We start from the raw sequence: 19,788 nt of genomic DNA, 5'->3' as shown, positions 1-19,788 counted from the left end.
CATGGGAGAGGCCATAGTAATAACATCCGGTAAAGGTGGAGTAGGGAAAACGACTACTACTGCCAATGTCGGAACTGCCTTAGCGTTAATGGGGAAAAGAGTCTGTTTGGTCGATACTGATATAGGTTTGAGAAATCTGGATGTAGTAATGGGCCTTGAAAATCGTATTATCTACGATTTGGTAGATGTGATTGAAGGAAGATGCAAAATCCATCAGGCGCTTGTGAAAGATAAGCGTTTTGATGATCGTCTTTATTTAATGCCTGCAGCACAGACAGCGGATAAAACCTCCGTAAATCCAAAACAGGTCAAGCAGTTAATTGATACTTTGAAACAAGATTTTGATTATATCATTATTGATTGTCCAGCCGGTATCGAACAAGGGTACAAAAATGCAGTGGCTGGCGCTGATAAAGCAATTGTTGTAACGACACCTGAAACATCTGCAGTCAGAGATGCGGACCGGATTATCGGGTTATTGGAGAAGGAACCAAATGTCGAATCTCCAAAACTAGTCATCAACCGTATTCGAAATCATATGCTAAAAATGGGCGATATGCTAGATATTGATGAAATTACTACTCATCTATCCATTGATTTGATTGGGATTGTAGTTGATGATGATGACGTAATTAAGGGTTCAAACCAGGGAGAGCCGATTGTGTTTGACCCGAATAATCGAGCATCTGTTGCCTATCGAGACGTTGCGAGACGTATTTTAGGTGAATCCATTCCGCTAAAACCACTTGAAGATGAGAAAACAGGAATGTTTAAGCGGATAAAAAAATTATTTGGTGTTAAGTAATAGTAAGTGAGGACCTCTAATCAAACTGATTAGAGGTCCTTTTTTGTATGTCTGCATGGCATAGCTTGGACCGACTATACATATCTTTTAGAAAAGAGCTGTATAAGAGAGGTGAAAGGATGGGCAGCCAAAGTAGCTCAGAAGTTCGTAAGCGCATTGCCGAGAGAAGAAAAAATCGGGAAAGAATGATGAATGCCAGTAAGAGGAATGAAAGACCGACATGGCCGGAAATGGAAGATGAGAAAGAATGGGGTTCTGAAAATGTTTTCGTATATGAAGAAGGGGTGAGTGAGCATAAAAAGCCGCCTATTATAAACAAAGATTGGATCTTATTTCGTATCCTTGCTTCTGTTTGTTTGGTTTTGTGCATGGCCATTATTTATCGAACTTCTGCTCCATGGACCCAGACAGCGAAAACTACCCTTGACCAAGTCTATCAGAAGGAATTTCAATTTGCGTCAGTATCTAGCTGGTTTGAGGATACAGTCGGAAAGCCATTTGCTTTTTTGCCTGAGGAATCGGTGAATGAATCTAAAAATAATAATGCTGCTGATAATCGTTTTGCCACGCCGGCAACAGGCACCATTATGAAAAGCTTTGTGAAGGATGGACAGGGGGTCTTAATCAAAACATCCAATAATACATCGGTTGACACGATTAAAGAGGGGGTCGTTATCTACGCAGGTGAGAAGGAGACACACGGAAAAACAGTTATTGTCCAGCATCCGGATAAGAGTGAATCATGGTACGCTCACCTGCAGGAGATAAACGTCAATTTGTATGAACAAATTAAGAAAGGAACGAAGGTAGGAATAGTATCGCCGTCGGATGAGCCGGACAAGGGGGAGTTTTACTTTGCATTGAAAGCCAATGGAAAGTTTATTGATCCTAATGAGGTGATCTCGTTTGAATAAAATATGGCCTGTGCTTACGAAAATACGCATTCATCCATTAACCTGGTTGTTACTTGCTCTTGGTGTGTTGACAGCCAGGTTTACTGAATTGCTTTTAATGTTTGCAATCGTATTATGTCATGAGCTGGGTCATGCTATTGCTGCGCAGTTATTTGGCTGGAGGATAAAATCAGTTACACTTTTGCCTTTTGGCGGAGAGCTGGAGACAGATGAGCATGGAAACCGGCCATGGCATGAGGAATTAATTGTGTTGGCATCCGGTCCTTTGCAGCATGTTTGGATTTTGCTGCTGACTTATCTTTTTTACACAATTGGCTTTATATCAGATTATATCTATACCAGTTTAATTCTATATAATTTTATTGTTTTATTTATAAATTTAGCCCCTATCTGGCCCCTGGATGGAGGAAAAGCGTTGTTTGTTTTATTAAGCAAGCGGATGCCCTTCCTGCATGCGCACCGTCTAATTATTATCATTTCCGGTGTCAGTCTGTTTCTTGCTTTAATCGGATTGGTCGCTGTTAATCCGCTAAATATGAATTGGTGGATGGTTGTTGGCTTTCTGATCTTTTCTTTATGGAAGGAGTGGAAACACCGTCAATTTGTATTTTTACGCTTTTTGATGGAAAGACATTATGGACATAATAAGGATATTAGAGCGATATCACGGCTGGAAGCGGAAAAGGATATAAAGATTTATAAAATACTTGAGGATTTCCGTAGAGACAATAAGCATATTATAATCGTGAAAAACAAGGATGAAGAATTAGGGAAGCTGGATGAAGCGGAGGTTTTACATGCCTGTTTTACATCAAAATTGGCATATCGGCCTATTGGAGAACTTTTGTATCCTTATTGACGCTCCTCTCCTGACTCGTTAAAGTAAGATTAATGAGCCAACGAGAGGATTTTTTTAATGAAAAAAATAGTGCTTGATTTTCAAGGAACGGAACGACGTCTCGGTTTATTGCAAGATGATAAGCTGATGAGGATACATATTGAAAGAGAAGGGCAGGGCCCATTTGCCGGCAATGTTTACATTGGAATTGTTCGGGAAATTGTACCGGGTATGAACGCAGCTTTTGTGGATATTGGGTTTGATAAAAATGCCTATTTGCCATTTGAAGAAACGCCGAACTACCATTTAGACCCTGAGGCAAAAACATATGTAAAGCAAGGTGAAAAGCTGCTTGTACGCATTCTGCGGGACCCAGAAGGAACGAAAGGCGCTAAAATAAGTGCGTTAATTGAAGTTTCTTCGCCTGAAATTGTTTATATAAAGGGGGAACATTTTGTCCGTACTTCTAAAAAAGCAGATAGGAAGACTGTTCAGAAGTGGAAACATATAACAGCCAAGAATCTGCAAAAAGATGAAGGTGTGATTGTTCGTACATCATTCTTGGATGCGGATGAAGAATCCTTTATCTCGAAGCTTAGCGAGTTGCGTGAACGTTATGAGCAATTACAAAGAAAAGCGTCAAAAAGTAAAGCTCCAGCGCTTATAAGCGATCAAAATCGCATTCTGAATCTGATAGAAAGCTGGACAACAGGGACAACTGGGGACCTTTGGACTAATTCTGCAGAAGGAATGCAATTACTCCGTTCTGTACTACCTGAAACATGGGAAGCAAAGCTTCAAAAGGATAAAGTGGGTCTGTATGATTCCCACGGCGTTACTGAAGAATTGGAGAAAGCAGTCAAAAAGGTAGTCTGGCTTTCGAACGGATCGTATTTACTTTTTGGGAAAACAGAAGCCATGCATGTGATAGATGTAAATACGGGTAAGTTTACTGGAAAGCACGACATAAATAAAACAATTTTGGATACAAATATACTCGCCGCAACAGAAGTAGGAAGACAGATGATTCTGCGCAATTTATCCGGGATTATTGTAATTGACTTTATTAATATGAAATCCCCTGAGCATCGTCATCAAGTACAGGCAGCAATGGAAACAGCCTTAAAAGATGATCCGCTGCGTTCTGTGGTCATTGGGTTTACCGAACTAGGACTCATGCAAATAACACGAAAAAAAGAAGGTCCGGATTTATATGAAATTCTTCAAGAAGACTGCTTGGAATGCAGCGGAACAGGATTAATAAAAAGCCGTCAGAGCGCGATATATGAATTGGAACGTCAGTTAGAGGCATTAAAATACAGCTTGGATGATTCTGTATGGGTTGTGGTTGATTCATCCTTTTACACGTATATCAAGGACAATATTCATGCGGTGAAAATACATATCCTGTCAGGCACTAAAAATATATTTGTGACGGAGGGAAGAATGACAGGGGCCAATCGTTTTGAAATTCGAGCCCTCGGAAATAAGAAGGATCTTGAAGAGCGTTTGAAGCGTACAGAGGAAGGAATAAAAAACAAGCCTATTATCCGTATGTTAGTAAATCATGATTGACAATGTTTGTCTGATTATGATAGTATTTTTATGTTAAGTTTGTAGCACCCATGCTACAACCGCACACGTCAGGTAATAAGTCCATTATGGCGCCTGTCGTCGGCGAGTCTTAGACAATTAAGGAGGTGCAGGTATGTACGCAATTATTGAAACTGGTGGAAAGCAAGTGAAAGTAGAAGAAGGTCAATCTATCTACGTTGAGAAAGTGAACGTTGAAGAAGGTGGCATCGTTACTTTCGATAAAGTTCTTTTTGTAGGTGGAGAAGATGTGAAAGTTGGAAGCCCTGTTGTTGAAGGCGCTACTGTAACAGGTAAAGTTGAAAAACACGGCAAACAAAAGAAAATCATCGTTTTCAAATACAAAGCGAAAAAGAACAACCGTAAAAAACAAGGTCACCGTCAGCCTTACACAAAAGTAACAATCGAAAAGATTAGCTTCTAAGGCGACGCGTATGATTAAAGTAAAGGTAGTGCGAGCTGATGAGCGAATTTCTTCGTTCAGTATATCAGGACACGCCGATTTTGCACAAAAAGGTCAGGATATCGTTTGTGCAGGGGTATCTGCAGTAGCTTTTGGCTCTGTAAATGCCGTGATGAGTTTAACTACTGTTGAACCCATCATTAAACAGGCAGGTAAAGATGGCGGTTTTCTTGAAGTCCATTTTCCGGAAACGGATAGCGATGACAAGGTACAATTGTTACTCGAAGGCATGCTTGTTTCCTTACAAACGATTGAACGTGACTATGGTAGATACATGAAAATTATTCTTAGCTAACAGGAGGTGGAATACATGTTAAGATTGGATCTTCAGTTCTTCGCTTCCAAAAAGGGAGTAGGTTCTACAAAGAACGGTCGTGACTCCATTTCTAAACGTCTTGGCGCTAAACGTGCTGATGGACAATTCGTAAGTGGTGGTTCTATCCTTTACCGTCAACGTGGTACAAAAATCTATCCAGGTTTGAACGTTGGCCGTGGTGGAGACGACACTCTTTTCGCTAAAATTGACGGAGTTGTTAAATTTGAGCGCTTGGGTCGTGACAAGAAACAAGTCAGCGTTTACCCAGTAGCACAAGAAGCATAATAAGTAACAGTCAAAAGAAGCTCTAACCTTGTTGGTTGGAGTTTTCTTTTTTAGATATGAGTTTTTTTGGTTAAAACCATTATACTTCCGTATGTACCCCAAGTTATTTACTGCTGGCGAATATATTCCTCTCCTGAAACTCCGCTAAATTTGTTATACTGTAATAGATGATTTGCGATTTTTCCAGGACCTCATTATTCCAATCCGACAGGAGAATGTATTAAGATGGAAACAAAATGGACGACTGTAGAATTACTGAGGCATGCACGTCATGATTGGTTAAACAAAATACAGCTGATTAAAGGAAATATGGCATTAGGTAAAATGGATAGAGTATCTGGTCTTGTAGATGAAATCATTATTGAAGCACAACAGGAAGCGAAAATCTCAAATATGAATATGCCGATGCTTTCCGAACTTTTATTGACAGGTAAGTGGCTTCATTACAAATTCCATATTACATATGAAATTATGGATGATATAAAAGGCTATCCGGAATTGGATGAATTGATAACCAATTGGATGAAGAAGTTTTTCAATGAAGTGAATAGGCAAATAGAAGCATTAGATATCCTGCATTTAACCATCCTGCTCAGCAAAACAGATGAGGATTCATTAAAGATTGGTTTTGATTTTCAGGGACCAGTAAACAATAAAGAAGAATTAATAAAAATGTTTCAGGTAAAAGAGCCTTTAAAAATATCGGGCATTACAGAGGATATTAATTCTTTTTATTTTGAAATAACGGTAAGATAACAATCAAAGAGTTGCAAAAGCAGAAAGTAGGTGTTACCACCCATGTTTGTGGATCAAGTCAAGATTTACGTTAAAGGTGGAGATGGCGGCAATGGAATGGTCGCTTTCCGAAGAGAAAAGTATGTACCTAAGGGCGGTCCGGCCGGTGGAGACGGAGGCCATGGAGCAAATGTTGTATTTGAAGTAGAAGAAGGACTTCGCACACTAATGGATTTCCGATATAAAAGGCATTTTAAAGCACCCAGAGGGGAACATGGAATGTCTAAAAATCAGCATGGTAAGAATTCAGCTGACATGATTGTCAAAGTTCCTCCGGGCACAGTTGTTTCAGATGCCAATACTGGTGAAATTATTGCAGATTTAACCGAACACGGCCAGCGTGCCATTATTGCGAAGGGCGGACGAGGCGGACGTGGTAATACTCGTTTTGCTACACCTGCAAACCCAGCTCCTGAACTATCTGAGAAGGGTGAACCAGGGGTTGAACGTGATATAATTATGGAATTGAAATTACTGGCAGATGTAGGCTTGGTTGGATTTCCGAGTGTAGGTAAATCCACATTGCTATCGTCTGTTTCAGCTGCCAAGCCAAAGATTGCTGAGTACCATTTCACTACGATTGTCCCTAATCTAGGTGTGGTTGAAACCGGAGATGGACGCAGCTTCGTCATGGCAGATTTACCTGGACTGATTGAAGGGGCTCATGAAGGTGTTGGGCTGGGTCATCAATTCCTGCGCCATATTGAGCGTACGCGTGTAATCGTCCATGTCATTGATATGTCCGGTCAGGAAGGCCGTGATCCTTATGAAGATTATGTGACAATTAATAAGGAACTTGAAGAGTATAATTTACGCCTAACGGAAAGGCCGCAAATTATCGCAGCAAGTAAAATGGATATGCCTGATTCTGAAGAGCATTTAAAGGCTTTTAAAGAACAGCTAGAAGATGATGTACCAGTCTTCCCGATTTCATCGGTTACTCATGAAGGCTTGCGTGAATTACTGTTTGCTGTTGCCGATAAAATTGAGGAAACTCCGGAATTCCCGCTTGAGCATGAAGAAGAGACAAGCGGTGTTCATCGTGTTCTCTATAAACATGAGGCAGAAAAAGCAGAATTCGTTATTACACGAGAATCGGACGGTACCTTTGTTGTTACTGGCGATAAGCTTGAAAAACTATTCAAGATGACAGACTTCAGCCGTGATGAATCTATTAAACGCTTTGCCCGCCAGCTTAGAGCAATGGGTGTGGATGAAGCTCTTAGACAGCGCGGAGCAGTTGACGGAGATATTGTTCGTTTAATGGAATATGAATTTGAATTTGTAGATTAAGCACAAAGTTTAAGGATGGTTCCAAAGAGGGTGAACTTGCTTGCATAATAAAGCTGATAAGAAATTTTATTTAGTCAGGGAAGATGTATTGCCTGAGGCGATGCAAAAAACTTTGCAGGCTAAAGAAATGATTGAAAGAGGAAAGGCTGTTTCTGTTTGGGAGGCTGTTAGAAGCGTCGATTTAAGCAGAAGTGCTTTTTATAAGTACAGAGATACAGTTTTTCCTTTTCATTCAGTGGTAAAAGAAAAAATTATTACGCTATTTTTCCATTTGGAAGACAGGTCAGGCACGCTTTCTGAATTACTCGGTATCGTTGCATCCTCGGGATGCAACGTGCTGACCATCCATCAAACCATTCCGATTCAGGGACGTGCAAATGTAACCTTATCGTTAAATACAGGTGAGATGCATATGGAAATGAACGAATTTATAAACCGTTTAAAAAGGCTTGAATTCGTGGATAAGGTTGAAATATTAGGCTCAGGAGCTTGAAAAATAAATACATAGATAGAGAAACAGAGAGGTTTAGAGCAGGGGGAGAACACTTTGGACATACGTATTGCCTATCTAGGGCCAAAAGCTACATTTTGTGATTTGGCAGCATCAAAATTATTTTCCTATGGACAAAGGCAGGCATTTATGACAATTCCTGAATGTATGGATGCTGTGGAAGCTAAGCTGGTTGATTATGCGGTTGTTCCATTAGAAAATGCTTTGGAGGGATCAGTCAATATCACACTGGATTATTTGATTCATGAAGTCCCGATTCCGATAGTTGCAGAGTTTTCCGCCCCTATTCGCCAGCATTTAATGGTTCATCCTTCTCATGTCAATGAGTTAACCAGGATAGATCGGATTATTTCGCACAGTCATGCGATAGCCCAATGTCACAAATTCCTGCATGGGGATATGAAAGGCGTACGATGTGAAAGTATTACCTCCACTGCTGCAGCCGCTCACTATATTCAAGAGCATCCGGATGAGTTGACAGCAGCGATTGCAAATGAAATGGCTGCTGAAGAATATGGACTTTCGATTGTTAAATGGGATATACACGATTATTCTCATAACCGTACACGATTTGTTATTCTGGGCCATAAGCCGTTATCGGAAAAAATGATTCCTATTCAACAAAAAGGAGAAAAAACAACGATTATGGTATTGCTTCCAGCTGACCATGCCGGAGCTCTCCATCAAGTGTTATCAGCCTTTTCGTGGAGGAAGCTTAACCTTTCCAAAATCGAGTCCAGACCATTAAAAACAGGACTTGGCAACTATTTCTTCATTATCGATATCGAACAAAAGATGGATGATATTCTGTTGCCTGGTGCCATTGCCGAAATGGAAGCCTTGGGTTGCCAAGTCACGGTTATGGGCAGTTATTATAGTTATTAATCATCACTCAAGATTAAACGAAGGACCCCTGCTATATTCAGCAGGGGTCCTATTTATTCTTTTACATAATTAAAATTGCGCAGCATATCTTTTTATTCTTTCAAAAAACCTGCATTTCTTAATGCCTGTACTGCTTGCTCGAGCTCCGCTTCACTTGCAGCTTCAATGGTATGAAGATGTAAACCATTTGTTAACTGGGACAAGAGAGAGGCATTTGTATTTTTTAGATTGGCGATAAACTGCCGGACATCTTGTCTGGTGCTGACCATAATGGATGCTGTTAAGTCACCGTAAATGGGATGTTCCACTTTTACATCCTTCACCGTAACACCGCAGTCCACTAAAAGCAGTAGTTCCTCTTCTGCTTGTTCAGGTGCATGGAAACTCGCAATAATCCTTGTTTTCCGTTCCAATTTTGGATCGATTTGATGTATATAAATGTACCCACTTGGCGTGGCTATGATTGGTTCATTCCGTGCTTTAAGCAAGGTAATATCTCCAACTATGATTTGGCGGCTGACTGAGCAAATAATAGAGAGCTCACTTCCTGTAATCGGTTCATGACGTTCTTTTAAAATGGATAGGATATATTTACGCCGTTCTTCTGTTGTATATTTTTTCTGGGTCATCACTTATGCCCTCCTTGCTTAGGTGTTATTTTAAAATACTGGTTGTCTTTATTGTAACATAGAGGGATTTCCTTCATAAACCAGAATAATTCCGCATAAATTTTCTTAAATCAATAGCAATCTGCCCAATCAATCATAGTATATATGGACATATGCGTAGGGAGGGATTATGCGTGAAAATACACATCGTCCAAAAGGGCGACACATTATGGAAGATTGCTAAGAAATATGGAGTGAATTTTGAAACATTAAAGAAAATGAATTCACAGCTCAGCAATCCGGATATGCTGATGCCTGGCATGAAAATTAAAATACCCGATAATACGTCTCCATCTGTAAAAAAAGGAGGCAATACAAAGATTAATTTTGGAACCGTAAAGGAAGTTCCTATTTCAGGTGGGAGTTCAAATGTGAAGGAAAGTATAAAAGCAGAGACCGAGACAGTTCCGAGTAAACCGAAAGAGATGCCGATTGTGTCACCACCACCAGCAGTGAAGGAGATGCCAATACAACCGATGGATATTAAAAAAGAAAAGCCTGTTAAAGAAATGCCTAAAATGCCGTATGTCGCCCCACAGGCCATTGTAAAACCTGTTGTACCAGAAATTGATATCAACAACTATTATTTAATGAATATGGCCAAAATGGAAATGCAAACACCTCCTCCTATGCCTATTATTAAGGAGGTACCTAAAGTTAAAGAGAAGCCAGTCATAAAAGAAAAGCCAGTCATAAAAGAAAAGCCAATCATAAAAGAAAAGCCGAAGAAAATGGAAAAACCAATGCCGAAGCCACAGCCCATGCCAATGCCGAAACCGCAGCCAATGCCGCAGTATATGCCGGAATATTGTCCGCCTATGATTCCATATTATGATCCATGCTGCCCGCCAGTTATGATGCATCCATGCATGGCCTATCCAACGCCTTATTTTAATCAGTCATATATGACTGGACCGTCTTATCACCAACCGTCTTTCCACCAGCCTTACTGGGGTCATGGAGACGGAATGGAAGACAGTTCAAGCTTTCACTATGGGCACCACGAATCAAGCCATAAGATGGGAGGCCACCATGGGGATTATTATCCGCAGCAGCAAGGGTATCATCAAGGCGGAACGATGTCCCCGTATGGCCAATTCCCTGTACAGGGAACACAAGGCTACTATCAACATCCAGGATTTGGGCATTATGGGTTTGAATCTTCACACTATGGAATGGAATCGTCAAGCCATATGATGGATCATCATTATCAACAGCAACAGCAACAACAGCAATATATTCCATTTGATGGGTATATACCGAAAGGCTGCGGCTGTTCTGATACAGGAGCACAGGGGTCTTTTTATCAGCCAATGAATCAATATGACCAACAAGGTATGAGTCATTCAATGGGCAAGTATGGCCAACAAGGTATGAGTCAGCCAATGGGTCAGTATGACCAGCAAGGTATGAGTCAATCGATGGGTCAGTATGACCAGCAAGGTATGAGTCAATCGATGGGTCAGTATGACCAGCAAGGTATGAGTCATTCAATGGGCCAGTATGACCAACAAGGTATGAGTCAGCCAATGGGTCAGTATGACCAACAAGGTATGAGTCAGCCAATGGGTCAGTATGACCAACAAGGTATGAGTCATTCAATGGGCCAGTATGACCAACAAGGAATGGGTCAACAAATGGGTCAGTATGACCAGCAAGGCATGAGTCACCCTATGTATCAGCATGCTGCTCAACAACCGTTTTTTCAGGATTCCCAATTTCATCAAAGGTATGGGGGTCAGCAGTTTGAAACAGGATCTCCTTCCTACAATCCCGATGGCCAGCATGTGATACCGCATATCGAGCCGGCAGCATTTGATATGCCAAGGACACAGGAAGAAAGCAGTGAGCAAGAAGGTCAATCATGATGAGGGAGCAGGAGGGAGGCAGTCTAAAAGACTGCCTCCTTGCTTATTTAAGTCAACAAAATATCGTAGTTTATGAGATGAAAGCTATCAAACCAAGATTGATTAAGGTTAGTACAAATAAGGGTATATTTATCGCCAAACAATTTGTAAATCAAAAAAGATTACTCATGCAACTCGAATTTTTAAAAAAGCTGCGAAAAGCAGGGTTCAATGGAGCTTATGTGTTTTCCGATGAAATTAAACCGTTTGGATGCAAAGGTAAATCAATCGGTTTTATAGAATATTTAACGAAGCATCCAAGAAGCTTTACGTATGAAAATTATTCGGAGCGATTAGAAGGTTTGACATTGTTAAATAAGATGCATGAGGCCTCTGCTACGATCATCAATGATTTGACAGTGGAAAAACACACTTTTTCACAAGTGTCAAAATGGAGAGAACGATTAGGAGAATTTACATCTAATAGGAATATGCTCAACAGAGTTATTCCCGACTCGATGCTGACCGAGTATTTAAGAATGGGAGAATGGGCATTGGATAAGCTGGGTTCATACGAGCTTGAGGAAGTGGATGAAGATCCTGTTATCATTCACGGCGACCTGGCACATCACAATTTTTTTAGAAAAGATGATGGTGAGCTTCTCCTTATTGATTTTGATTTGATGGCTGAAGCACCGCCTATGATAGATTATTTACAGTATGCCAACAGATTGCTAATTTTTAATAATTGCTCATTGAAAGAGATTCTTACTTTTCCTCAGTTTAAAAAATATCGGGATAATCCTTTCTTTTTGATTGGGCTTAGTTTTCCAACAGATATTTATAGAGAATGGAATCGCATCTGCCGTGATCAATTATGGAGTTCCAACCGTCGTCTCGACTCCCTTTGGGATATTACCGTGGAAGATTTACCAAAGAGAATCTATTTTTTTAGAGAATTGAAGTCGAAGATAGGGCTTTTGTAAAAATTAATCGTGCAAAAATGTAAGGAATAGTGAAATAACCAATAGATAATTGAAAGATGAGCGTCGTGGATGTTCATCTTTTTTGTCATGAGCTTGGAAAGAAGCGATATCTGTCTGAAGGCTAAGGATACTTACTAATGAATATGAGCAGAAAAGACCGCAGTAATCAGCTGAAATCAGTATAATAAACCAAATGATTAGAATAGATAGAGGAGAACGAATCAATATGAATATACTTTCGGTCGCTGATATACACGGTAACAGAAACATCTATAAACATATCATAGAAGTCATAAGAGAAAAAGATGTTGATGTGTTAATTCTCCCGGGTGACTTATATCCAAAACCATTTAGTGTCACTTTTGAGATGTTTAAAGCAATCCAGGAGGAATCTGCCCAAGAAATCTCGAGTCTTTTTAAACATTTGGATATTCCAATATATTATGTGTTAGGAAACGATGACTGGGTAGACTCGGAAATAAAGAGCGGCATAAATTTACACGGTAAAGTCGTTGAGCATATGGGTATTCACTTTACGGGCTTTGAATATATCAAGGAAACACCTTTTTTCACAAATCGAGAGCTTTCTGAGGATCAACTGAAAATAGCATTTCGTAAGCAAATAAACACCTTACAACTAAAAAGTAAAGAACCGTTGGTTATCGTGGCTCATACTCCGCTATTCGAGAAACAGGACAGAATAACAGGAGGGGAGCGAGTGGGAAGCCAGTCGTTACGCATGGAGATAGAGAACCTGAACCCCCTCATTTATTTAGGTGGTCATATTCATGAAGATTTTGGAGCGGACAAATTAGGTGACACCTATGTATTTAATTGCGCTTGCTCTCATGAAATAGATTTGTTAAGAGGTTAATGTAATTAGAATAAAAGAAGGTCAAGTAACTTACGAAGATGTCATTCGGTAACATATAAACAAAGAGCGGACCGCTCTCTAGAAAACAATAGTCACAAAGATTTTGCTGCAGGACGTGGCGTTCTTAGTCCTTGGTCCTTAGTGCAGTCGTCTCAGCTTTTCGTGAGATCCAGCTTCGGCTCCTAGGCCCTCGAGTCATAAGTATAACCACTTCGGGGAAGGGACGTCCCCTGCGTGCCTCTTACTTATGCTTGTCGCTCCTGAACAGTCGCCTCAGCTTTTCGTATTAATTTCAATTTTTTGGGGATACTGGTGGAGAGTTGATTTACATCTTAGTGAGGTGGGTTAGATGAATGGACGGTACTTTTTCCTGGTGGCTTGTTTGTTTTGTTTAATAGTCATTCCAGGTATGAATGATCACGTAGGTGTTGCGGTTAGAAACGATGCCGGTCAGGATAGTCCGGTCCTTGGAATTACTCCAATCCAGCGAACAGTCATTCTTCAGCGAGTATATTTGGATGGAGAGATGAGTGAAGAAAAAATCGAGGAAACGATTATTTCCATGGATGATTTTTGGAGAAAATATGATAAGTGGCTATTGGTGGACCAAAACGATCAGCAGCTTGTATTCCAAACGTATGTTGATGATATTTCTCCCTTATTAAAGGGAAATGGGTATTTTGGGATTAAATCTGATGGAACGATTACTATTTTTAACGGCAAGCCTGCCAGGGATCAAATCATTCAATCTTTCTATCAAATTGATTTAAAGAAGCTGGAATCCACTGAAAAATCTGAATTGCAGAATGGTGTTAGAATCGTAAATAAAGAAAGATATCTTAAGTTCTTGGAAGTTTATAAATCTTATTCAACACCGACGTCTAAAACGCTTCAATAATTTATAAAAGAGCTGATCGTTTGCCTGCGACAGCTCTTTTGGCTGTTTTCTTAAAAATCAAAAAATCAAACATTTGTGCTGGTAGTGTATAATGGTTAAATGTAGTATGGTACAATGGTTTACAGTCGAATTAGAGGAGAGGTAAACGTTGTACGATTTTATAAAAGGTCGGATAGACTATGTCTGTCCTGAATATATAGTAGTCGAGAATAACGGGATTGGTTATTTAATTCATGCGCCAAATCCATTTGTATTTTCCGGAACGAACGAGGAAAAGAAAATATACGTACATCACTATGTACGTGAAGACTTACAGGCACTGTACGGTTTTAGTTCAAGAGAAGAAAAGAAACTGTTTATAAAATTATTAAATGTCACAGGTATCGGGCCAAAAGGTGCGCTTGCTGTACTCGCGAGTGGAAGAGTCGATCAGGTTGTGGAAGCCATTGAATCTGAGGATGAGAAGTTTCTTGTTAAATTTCCGGGCATTGGAAAGAAAACCGCAAGACAAATGATCCTTGACCTAAAAGGGAAGCTTGAAGATGTTTCTCCAGATGCATTCCCTGATTTATTCCAAACAGCAGATGGAAAAGAATTGAGCTACTCCACCAAGAATATTGCATTGGAAGAAGCATTGCTTGCTTTGCAGGCACTTGGTTACTCCGAGAAAGAAGTTAAGAAATTGGTGCCGAAGCTTGAAAAAGAGGAGAAAACAACGGAAGAATATATAAAAGGTGCATTACAGCTTATGTTGAAATAGGAGGTGGACAACTTGGAAGAGCGAATCATGGACCTGCATGCACAAAATCAGGATGAGACGTTTGAATATAGTCTGAGACCCCATTCACTTGAACAATATATTGGGCAGGATAAAGTAAAAGAGAATTTACGTGTATTTATTGAAGCAGCCAAAATGAGAGAAGAGGCGCTTGACCATGTGCTGCTGTATGGCCCACCGGGACTTGGTAAAACGACATTGGCCACAATCATTGCGAATGAAATGGGAGTGGAAATTCGGACTACATCTGGACCTGCTATTGAACGCCCTGGCGATTTAGCTGCTATCTTAAGTTCTCTTCAGCCTGGTGAGGTTTTATTTATTGATGAAATCCATCGACTGCCAAAATCTGTTGAGGAGGTATTGTATCCAGCGATGGAGGATTTTTGCCTCGATATCGTAATCGGTAAAGGACCGGGAGCGCGTTCTGTTCGATTGGATTTGCCTCCTTTCACCCTTGTGGGAGCCACAACAAGAGCAGGTGCTTTATCAGCACCATTACGTGACCGTTTCGGTGTCATATCCAGGTTGGAGTATTATACTGAGTCACAGCTGCGGGAAATTGTGACACGTACAGCCCAGGTACTGGATACGGCTATTGAGGAATCAGCGGCGAGCGAAATTGCCCGCAGGTCCAGGGGCACGCCAAGGATTGCAAATAGATTGCTTAGAAGAGTGCGTGACTTTGCACAGGTACGTGGCGACGGAGATATTCAGTTTGGTTTAGCTGATTATGCTTTGGAATTAATGCAGGTTGATAAGGTTGGACTTGACCAGATTGATAGAAAGTTATTGCTTGGAATTATAGAGAAGTTTAAAGGCGGACCTGTAGGGCTGGATACGATTGCAGCTACAATTGGGGAAGAATCCGGAACGATAGAGGATGTGTATGAGCCCTATTTGATGCAGATTGGATTTATGCAGCGTACCCCTCGCGGCCGGATTGTGACTGAACATGTGTATCGCCATTTCAATTTGGAAGTGCCAAATTCATGAATCATTTACCAAAAACGATTATGATGATAGGTGTGGCCATTTTTGTGGTTGGTTTTTTAATGCAATTCATTAAAATTGGACGGCTTCCGGGTGATATTTTATTAAAAAAAGGAAATACTACATTTTATTTTCCTATTATGACGTCTATTATTGTCAGTATCTTATTATCAGTATTTTTTTATATCATCAGCCGTTTTAAATGAATTAAATGTTGTCGTCATAGATAGAGATGTAAATTCCGCCATTTGAGTGTGCTGCATGATTACTAGTTAAAGAAATGGAAGTGTCACCATGAAAGTAGATTTATTTGATTTTCATCTGCCTGAGGAATTAATTGCGCAAACTCCGCTTGAAAAACGCGAAGAAAGCAGATTGATGGTCCTTGATAAAGAGACAGGTGATGTGAATCATACGCAATTTAAGCATATTAAAGAATTCTTGAAACCTGGAGATTGCCTCGTTCTAAACAATACAAAGGTATTGCCGGCCAGGTTGCACGGCGAGAAGAAGGATACAGGTGCTCATATAGAGCTTCTTCTTTTGAAGCAAATTAAAGGGGACGTATGGGAAACGCTTGCCAAACCAGCGAAACGTATTCGCGTTGGAACAGAGGTTGTGTTTGGTGACGGCCAGCTTACAGCTGTTTGTGTAAAAGAGATGGAGCATGGCGGCAGGGAATTTGAATTTAAATATGACGGAATCTTTTATGAAGTATTAGAGGAACTTGGCGAAATGCCTTTGCCTCCGTATATTAAAGAGCGGTTATCGGACAAAGACCGCTATCAAACTGTATATGCACGGGAAGAAGGTTCAGCAGCTGCCCCTACAGCCGGACTGCATTTTACGGAAGAACTGCTTGCAGAGATTAAAGAAATGGGTGTACATTTAGCTTTTATCACGCTTCATGTTGGACTTGGAACCTTCCGACCTGTCTCATCCGATACAATTGAAGGGCATGATATGCATTCTGAGTTTTATCAAATGAATGCTGAAACAGCTCAGCTATTAAATCGGGTTAGAGCAGAGGGTGGTAATATATTCTCGGTGGGAACTACCTCCACACGTACTCTTGAAACGATTGCCCGCGATCACAATGGAAGCTTTGCTGAGGCAAGTGGATGGACTAATATTTTTATCTATCCTGGATTTGAATTTAAAGCTATTGATGGAATGATTACGAATTTCCATCTTCCTAAGTCCACGTTGATTATGTTGATTAGCGCTCTTGCTGGGCGTGAACATGTATTAAATGCATATAATACTGCCGTTCGTGAAAAATATAGATTTTTCAGCTTTGGCGACGCAATGTTTATTAAGTAAGATTTTTGAGAGGAGTATCACGATTGACAGCAATCCGTTATGAATTAATTAAAACATGTAAACAGACAGGAGCCCGACTGGGACGGGTTCATACACCTCATGGAACTTTTGAAACACCCGCGTTTATGCCTGTAGGAACTTTGGCTACAGTTAAAACGATGTCACCAGAAGAATTGAAACAAATGGGTGCCAATATTATATTAGGCAATACGTATCATTTGTGGCTGCGACCAGGTACAGAGGTCATTAAGGCTGCAGGTGGGTTACACAAATTTATGAACTGGGATCGTGCAATTTTAACTGATTCCGGCGGTTTCCAGGTTTTCAGTCTGAGTCAATTCAGAAAAATTGAAGAAGAGGGCGTGCATTTCCGTAACCATTTAAACGGTGATAAATTATTTTTATCTCCTGAAAAGGCTATGGAAATCCAAAATATTTTAGGATCTGACATTATGATGGCATTTGATGAATGCCCTCCATATCCAGCAACACATGAATATATGAAAAAATCCGTTGAGAGAACATCCAGATGGGCAGAGCGCTGTCTGAATGCGCATGAAAGACCAAATGATCAAGGGCTATTTGGAATCGTACAGGGTGGAGAATATGAAGATCTTCGCCGCCAAAGTGCCAGCGATTTAGTATCTTTGGATTTTCCGGGATATGCTATTGGCGGATTAAGTGTAGGGGAGCCGAAGGATGTCATGAATCGTGCTCTTGAATTCACTACTCCGTTATTGCCGTCCAATAAACCACGTTATTTAATGGGTGTTGGTTCTCCGGACTCCCTAATTGATGGAGCAATCCGTGGAGTTGATATGTTTGACTGCGTATTGCCAACGAGAATTGCCCGTAACGGTACACTGATGACTTCTGAAGGAAGACTAGTCGTTAAGAATGCCAAATATTCTATGGATTTTGGTCCATTGGATCCGAATTGTGACTGTCATGTTTGTAAAACATATTCAAGAGCGTATATTCGCCACCTTATTAGATGTGACGAAACATTCGGAATTCGCTTAACCTCTTATCATAATCTATATTTTCTGCTAAACTTAATGGAGCAAGTTCGACAAGCCATCAGGGAAGACCGGCTTGGAGACTTTAGGGAAGAATTTTTTGAGAATTATGGGTTCAATAAACCAAATGCAAAAAACTTCTAACCATTCTTACTAATGTAATGAAAGGAGTGAAAATAATATGGTATTATCCCAATTTTTGCTACCGATTTTGCTGTTGGTGTTTTTCTACTTTATCTTAATCCGTCCTCAGCAAAAGAGACAAAAAGCAACTGAACAAATGCAAGCTGCCTTACAAAGAGGAGATAAAGTCGTGACGATCGGCGGTCTTCACGGAACTGTTGATTCTATTAATGAAGGTACAGTAATTATCAAGAGTCCAGACGGTTCTCGTCTAACATTTGATAGAAGATCTGTTTCTCAAGTAGTTGAGAAAAAAGAAAGTCCAGTAACAACAACGAAAGAAGATTAATATGAAAAAACCTAGCCGAATGGCTAGGTTTTTTTAGTTTCGTGATCCGCCGTTCATATTTACCCCCAGTACTCCACCCATCATAGCCGTGATAATAAAACAGCCATTATAGATTAGCTGCGTGGATGTAAATACGGTCTCAAGCCCCAGATATTGATAGAGGAAAACAATTAAAGTATAGATTAGGCCTGTACTGCCTCCGAGCAGCCATCCTTGTTTTTTCCCCTTTCCACCGGATATAAATCCCCCAATAAACAAAGTTAAAAAAGAGAGAGCCATGATGATATACGTTAGAGAAGATTCAGAAATGCTGGTGAATCTAAGTAGCAAAGAAAATAATAAGCTGAACAAAGCAGCCATAATAAAGATGGTTACAACTCCGTACAAAATGGCAGAACCTATGTTTTTTGTTTCGATTATGGTCAACCTCCTTATCTTCTATTGGATCTCTATAAATAATTTATTCTGTTTATTTTTATTTAGAATGTATTTTTGTACAACCAGTCAATCAAATGACTATTTTTTTCTATTTAACAGCAAACTAACAGATGTATTTGATTGGAGGGAATATAGGTTGCTTGAATATTTGGAAATTATAGGGCGTACTAGTCTTTTATATGTTATTATTTTGTTGGTTTTTCGGATCATGGGGAAACGGGAAATAGGAGAGCTAAGTCTTCTAGATTTAGTCGTTTTTATGATGATGGCGGATATAGCTGTTATAGCTATTGAAAATCCTGATGATAGTATGTGGAAAGCGATTTTGCCGATAGCAGTCATATCCATTATTCAAATTATACTTGCCTTTATATCACTTAAAGTGCCATTCATCCGCAAACTGATTGATGGAAAGCCATCTATTATTATACATAATGGAAAAATTGACAAAAATGCAATGAGAATGCTGCGTTATAATTTTGATGATTTGCTTATACAGTTACGCGATGAAGAAGTAGAAAAAATGAGTGATGTTGAATTTGCCATTTTTGAGCCTTCCGGGAAATTATCGATTTACAAGAAAAAATCAATTAAAAAAAATAAACAGCCAGGTCCAATCTTTGCTCTCATTCAAGATGGAGTGATACAAAAGCAAAATCTTAGAGAGATTGGAAAATCAGAGAGCTGGCTAATTCAGGAATTAGCTAAAAAAGGTTATACAGACGTAAAACAAATTCTGTTTTGCAGTTTAGAAGATGACGACCTATATATTAATAACAGTGAGTAGTTCATTG

24 protein-coding genes and 1 other annotated feature are annotated in these 19,788 nt (G+C 39.9%); of the genes, 22 read left to right on the top strand and 2 right to left on the bottom strand.

All coding sequences use genetic code 11. From position 1 onward, the window contains the following. Position 1 precedes the first annotated feature (1 nt). The 11 genes from minD (at position 2) to pheA (ending at position 8,698) form a co-directional block, all read left to right on the top strand. Complete coding sequence (minD, locus tag AC4BHA_RS08100; protein ID WP_066105532.1) at positions 2 to 805, top strand: septum site-determining protein MinD; 804 nt, start codon at positions 2 to 4, stop codon at positions 803 to 805. Between the two features lie 119 nt (positions 806 to 924). After that, a complete protein-coding gene (locus tag AC4BHA_RS08095; protein WP_181162035.1) occupies positions 925 to 1,719 on the top strand; it encodes a M23 family metallopeptidase in 795 nt (264 codons plus the stop codon). Then, entirely contained in the window at positions 1,712 to 2,578 is an 867-nt protein-coding gene (locus tag AC4BHA_RS08090; RefSeq protein ID WP_066105525.1) for a M50 family metallopeptidase, read from the top strand. The genes AC4BHA_RS08095 and AC4BHA_RS08090 overlap by 8 nt, the downstream gene beginning before the upstream one ends. Before the next feature lie 57 nt (positions 2,579 to 2,635). Beyond that, positions 2,636 to 4,132, top strand: coding sequence for a ribonuclease E/G (locus tag AC4BHA_RS08085; protein WP_490558407.1), 1,497 nt, complete (start codon positions 2,636 to 2,638; stop codon positions 4,130 to 4,132). A 47-nt stretch (positions 4,133 to 4,179) separates the two neighbouring features. After that, positions 4,180 to 4,252: a sequence feature (ribosomal protein L21 leader region), on the top strand. Between the two features lie 13 nt (positions 4,253 to 4,265). Beyond that, the gene (gene rplU / locus AC4BHA_RS08080) at positions 4,266 to 4,574 is read left to right on the top strand and encodes a 50S ribosomal protein L21 (RefSeq protein WP_066105519.1); all 309 of its coding nucleotides are present in this window, start codon (positions 4,266 to 4,268) and stop codon (positions 4,572 to 4,574) included. Positions 4,575 to 4,584: 10 nt separating this feature from the next. Then, positions 4,585 to 4,908 carry a ribosomal-processing cysteine protease Prp gene (locus AC4BHA_RS08075; protein ID WP_066105516.1) on the top strand — a complete coding sequence of 108 codons (324 nt, stop codon included), beginning with the start codon at positions 4,585 to 4,587 and terminating at the stop codon, positions 4,906 to 4,908. A gap of 15 nt (positions 4,909 to 4,923) precedes the next feature. Next, the gene (gene rpmA, locus AC4BHA_RS08070) at positions 4,924 to 5,214 is read left to right on the top strand and encodes a 50S ribosomal protein L27 (protein ID WP_066105513.1); all 291 of its coding nucleotides are present in this window, start codon (positions 4,924 to 4,926) and stop codon (positions 5,212 to 5,214) included. Positions 5,215 to 5,439: 225 nt separating this feature from the next. Continuing rightward, positions 5,440 to 5,970 (top strand): Spo0B domain-containing protein, encoded by a 531-nt coding sequence (locus AC4BHA_RS08065; protein ID WP_066105512.1) that lies wholly within the window; start codon positions 5,440 to 5,442, stop codon positions 5,968 to 5,970. 42 nt (positions 5,971 to 6,012) lie between these two features. Further along, positions 6,013 to 7,302, top strand: a complete 1,290-nt coding sequence (obgE, locus tag AC4BHA_RS08060; RefSeq protein WP_490558406.1) for a GTPase ObgE — start codon at positions 6,013 to 6,015, stop codon at positions 7,300 to 7,302. 40 nt (positions 7,303 to 7,342) lie between these two features. After that, positions 7,343 to 7,795, top strand: a complete 453-nt coding sequence (locus AC4BHA_RS08055) for an ACT domain-containing protein (protein ID WP_066105503.1) — start codon at positions 7,343 to 7,345, stop codon at positions 7,793 to 7,795. 60 nt (positions 7,796 to 7,855) lie between these two features. Beyond that, positions 7,856 to 8,698 (top strand): prephenate dehydratase, encoded by an 843-nt coding sequence (gene pheA / locus AC4BHA_RS08050; protein ID WP_139892651.1) that lies wholly within the window; start codon positions 7,856 to 7,858, stop codon positions 8,696 to 8,698. Between the two features lie 92 nt (positions 8,699 to 8,790). Here the strand turns inward: pheA and AC4BHA_RS08045 are convergent, their stop codons facing one another. Further along, positions 8,791 to 9,330 carry a transcription repressor NadR gene (locus AC4BHA_RS08045; RefSeq protein WP_490558405.1) on the bottom strand — a complete coding sequence of 180 codons (540 nt, stop codon included), beginning with the start codon at positions 9,328 to 9,330 and terminating at the stop codon, positions 8,791 to 8,793. A gap of 170 nt (positions 9,331 to 9,500) precedes the next feature. Between AC4BHA_RS08045 and safA the strand changes: the two genes are divergently transcribed. The 10 genes from safA (at position 9,501) to yajC (ending at position 18,556) form a co-directional block, all read left to right on the top strand. Further along, the gene (safA, locus tag AC4BHA_RS08040) at positions 9,501 to 11,234 is read left to right on the top strand and encodes a SafA/ExsA family spore coat assembly protein (protein WP_490558404.1); all 1,734 of its coding nucleotides are present in this window, start codon (positions 9,501 to 9,503) and stop codon (positions 11,232 to 11,234) included. Then, positions 11,231 to 12,199, top strand: a complete 969-nt coding sequence (locus tag AC4BHA_RS08035; protein ID WP_139892615.1) for a phosphotransferase — start codon at positions 11,231 to 11,233, stop codon at positions 12,197 to 12,199. Before safA ends, AC4BHA_RS08035 begins: the two co-directional genes overlap by 4 nt. A gap of 226 nt (positions 12,200 to 12,425) precedes the next feature. Beyond that, complete coding sequence (locus tag AC4BHA_RS08030) at positions 12,426 to 13,073, top strand: metallophosphoesterase family protein (protein ID WP_490558403.1); 648 nt, start codon at positions 12,426 to 12,428, stop codon at positions 13,071 to 13,073. Between the two features lie 349 nt (positions 13,074 to 13,422). After that, positions 13,423 to 13,971 carry an intercompartmental signaling factor BofC gene (locus tag AC4BHA_RS08025; protein WP_262365988.1) on the top strand — a complete coding sequence of 183 codons (549 nt, stop codon included), beginning with the start codon at positions 13,423 to 13,425 and terminating at the stop codon, positions 13,969 to 13,971. 148 nt (positions 13,972 to 14,119) lie between these two features. Then, complete coding sequence (gene ruvA, locus AC4BHA_RS08020) at positions 14,120 to 14,731, top strand: Holliday junction branch migration protein RuvA (RefSeq protein ID WP_066105483.1); 612 nt, start codon at positions 14,120 to 14,122, stop codon at positions 14,729 to 14,731. A 12-nt stretch (positions 14,732 to 14,743) separates the two neighbouring features. After that, positions 14,744 to 15,745 (top strand): Holliday junction branch migration DNA helicase RuvB, encoded by a 1,002-nt coding sequence (ruvB, locus tag AC4BHA_RS08015; protein WP_066105481.1) that lies wholly within the window; start codon positions 14,744 to 14,746, stop codon positions 15,743 to 15,745. Continuing rightward, a complete protein-coding gene (locus tag AC4BHA_RS08010) occupies positions 15,742 to 15,948 on the top strand; it encodes a DUF2905 domain-containing protein (RefSeq protein ID WP_066105478.1) in 207 nt (68 codons plus the stop codon). Before ruvB ends, AC4BHA_RS08010 begins: the two co-directional genes overlap by 4 nt. 88 nt (positions 15,949 to 16,036) lie before the next feature. Next, on the top strand, positions 16,037 to 17,065 hold the full coding sequence (queA, locus tag AC4BHA_RS08005; RefSeq protein WP_148630204.1) for a tRNA preQ1(34) S-adenosylmethionine ribosyltransferase-isomerase QueA: 1,029 nt from the start codon (positions 16,037 to 16,039) through the stop codon (positions 17,063 to 17,065). A gap of 23 nt (positions 17,066 to 17,088) precedes the next feature. After that, positions 17,089 to 18,228, top strand: coding sequence for a tRNA guanosine(34) transglycosylase Tgt (gene tgt / locus AC4BHA_RS08000; protein ID WP_139892612.1), 1,140 nt, complete (start codon positions 17,089 to 17,091; stop codon positions 18,226 to 18,228). Positions 18,229 to 18,265: 37 nt separating this feature from the next. Next, a complete protein-coding gene (gene yajC / locus AC4BHA_RS07995; protein ID WP_066105468.1) occupies positions 18,266 to 18,556 on the top strand; it encodes a preprotein translocase subunit YajC in 291 nt (96 codons plus the stop codon). Between the two features lie 33 nt (positions 18,557 to 18,589). On the opposite strand, the gene AC4BHA_RS07990 is transcribed toward yajC, so the two are convergent. Beyond that, positions 18,590 to 18,982 (bottom strand): TIGR04086 family membrane protein, encoded by a 393-nt coding sequence (locus tag AC4BHA_RS07990; protein ID WP_306821561.1) that lies wholly within the window; start codon positions 18,980 to 18,982, stop codon positions 18,590 to 18,592. Positions 18,983 to 19,130: 148 nt separating this feature from the next. On the opposite strand from AC4BHA_RS07990, the gene AC4BHA_RS07985 reads away from it, so the two are divergent. Further along, the gene (locus tag AC4BHA_RS07985; protein ID WP_066105465.1) at positions 19,131 to 19,781 is read left to right on the top strand and encodes a DUF421 domain-containing protein; all 651 of its coding nucleotides are present in this window, start codon (positions 19,131 to 19,133) and stop codon (positions 19,779 to 19,781) included. Positions 19,782 to 19,788 lie beyond the last annotated feature (7 nt).

The sequence above is a fragment of the Pradoshia sp. Z3_51 genome (genome assembly GCF_058215915.1).
This window is presented reverse-complemented; position numbering and strand designations above follow the sequence as displayed.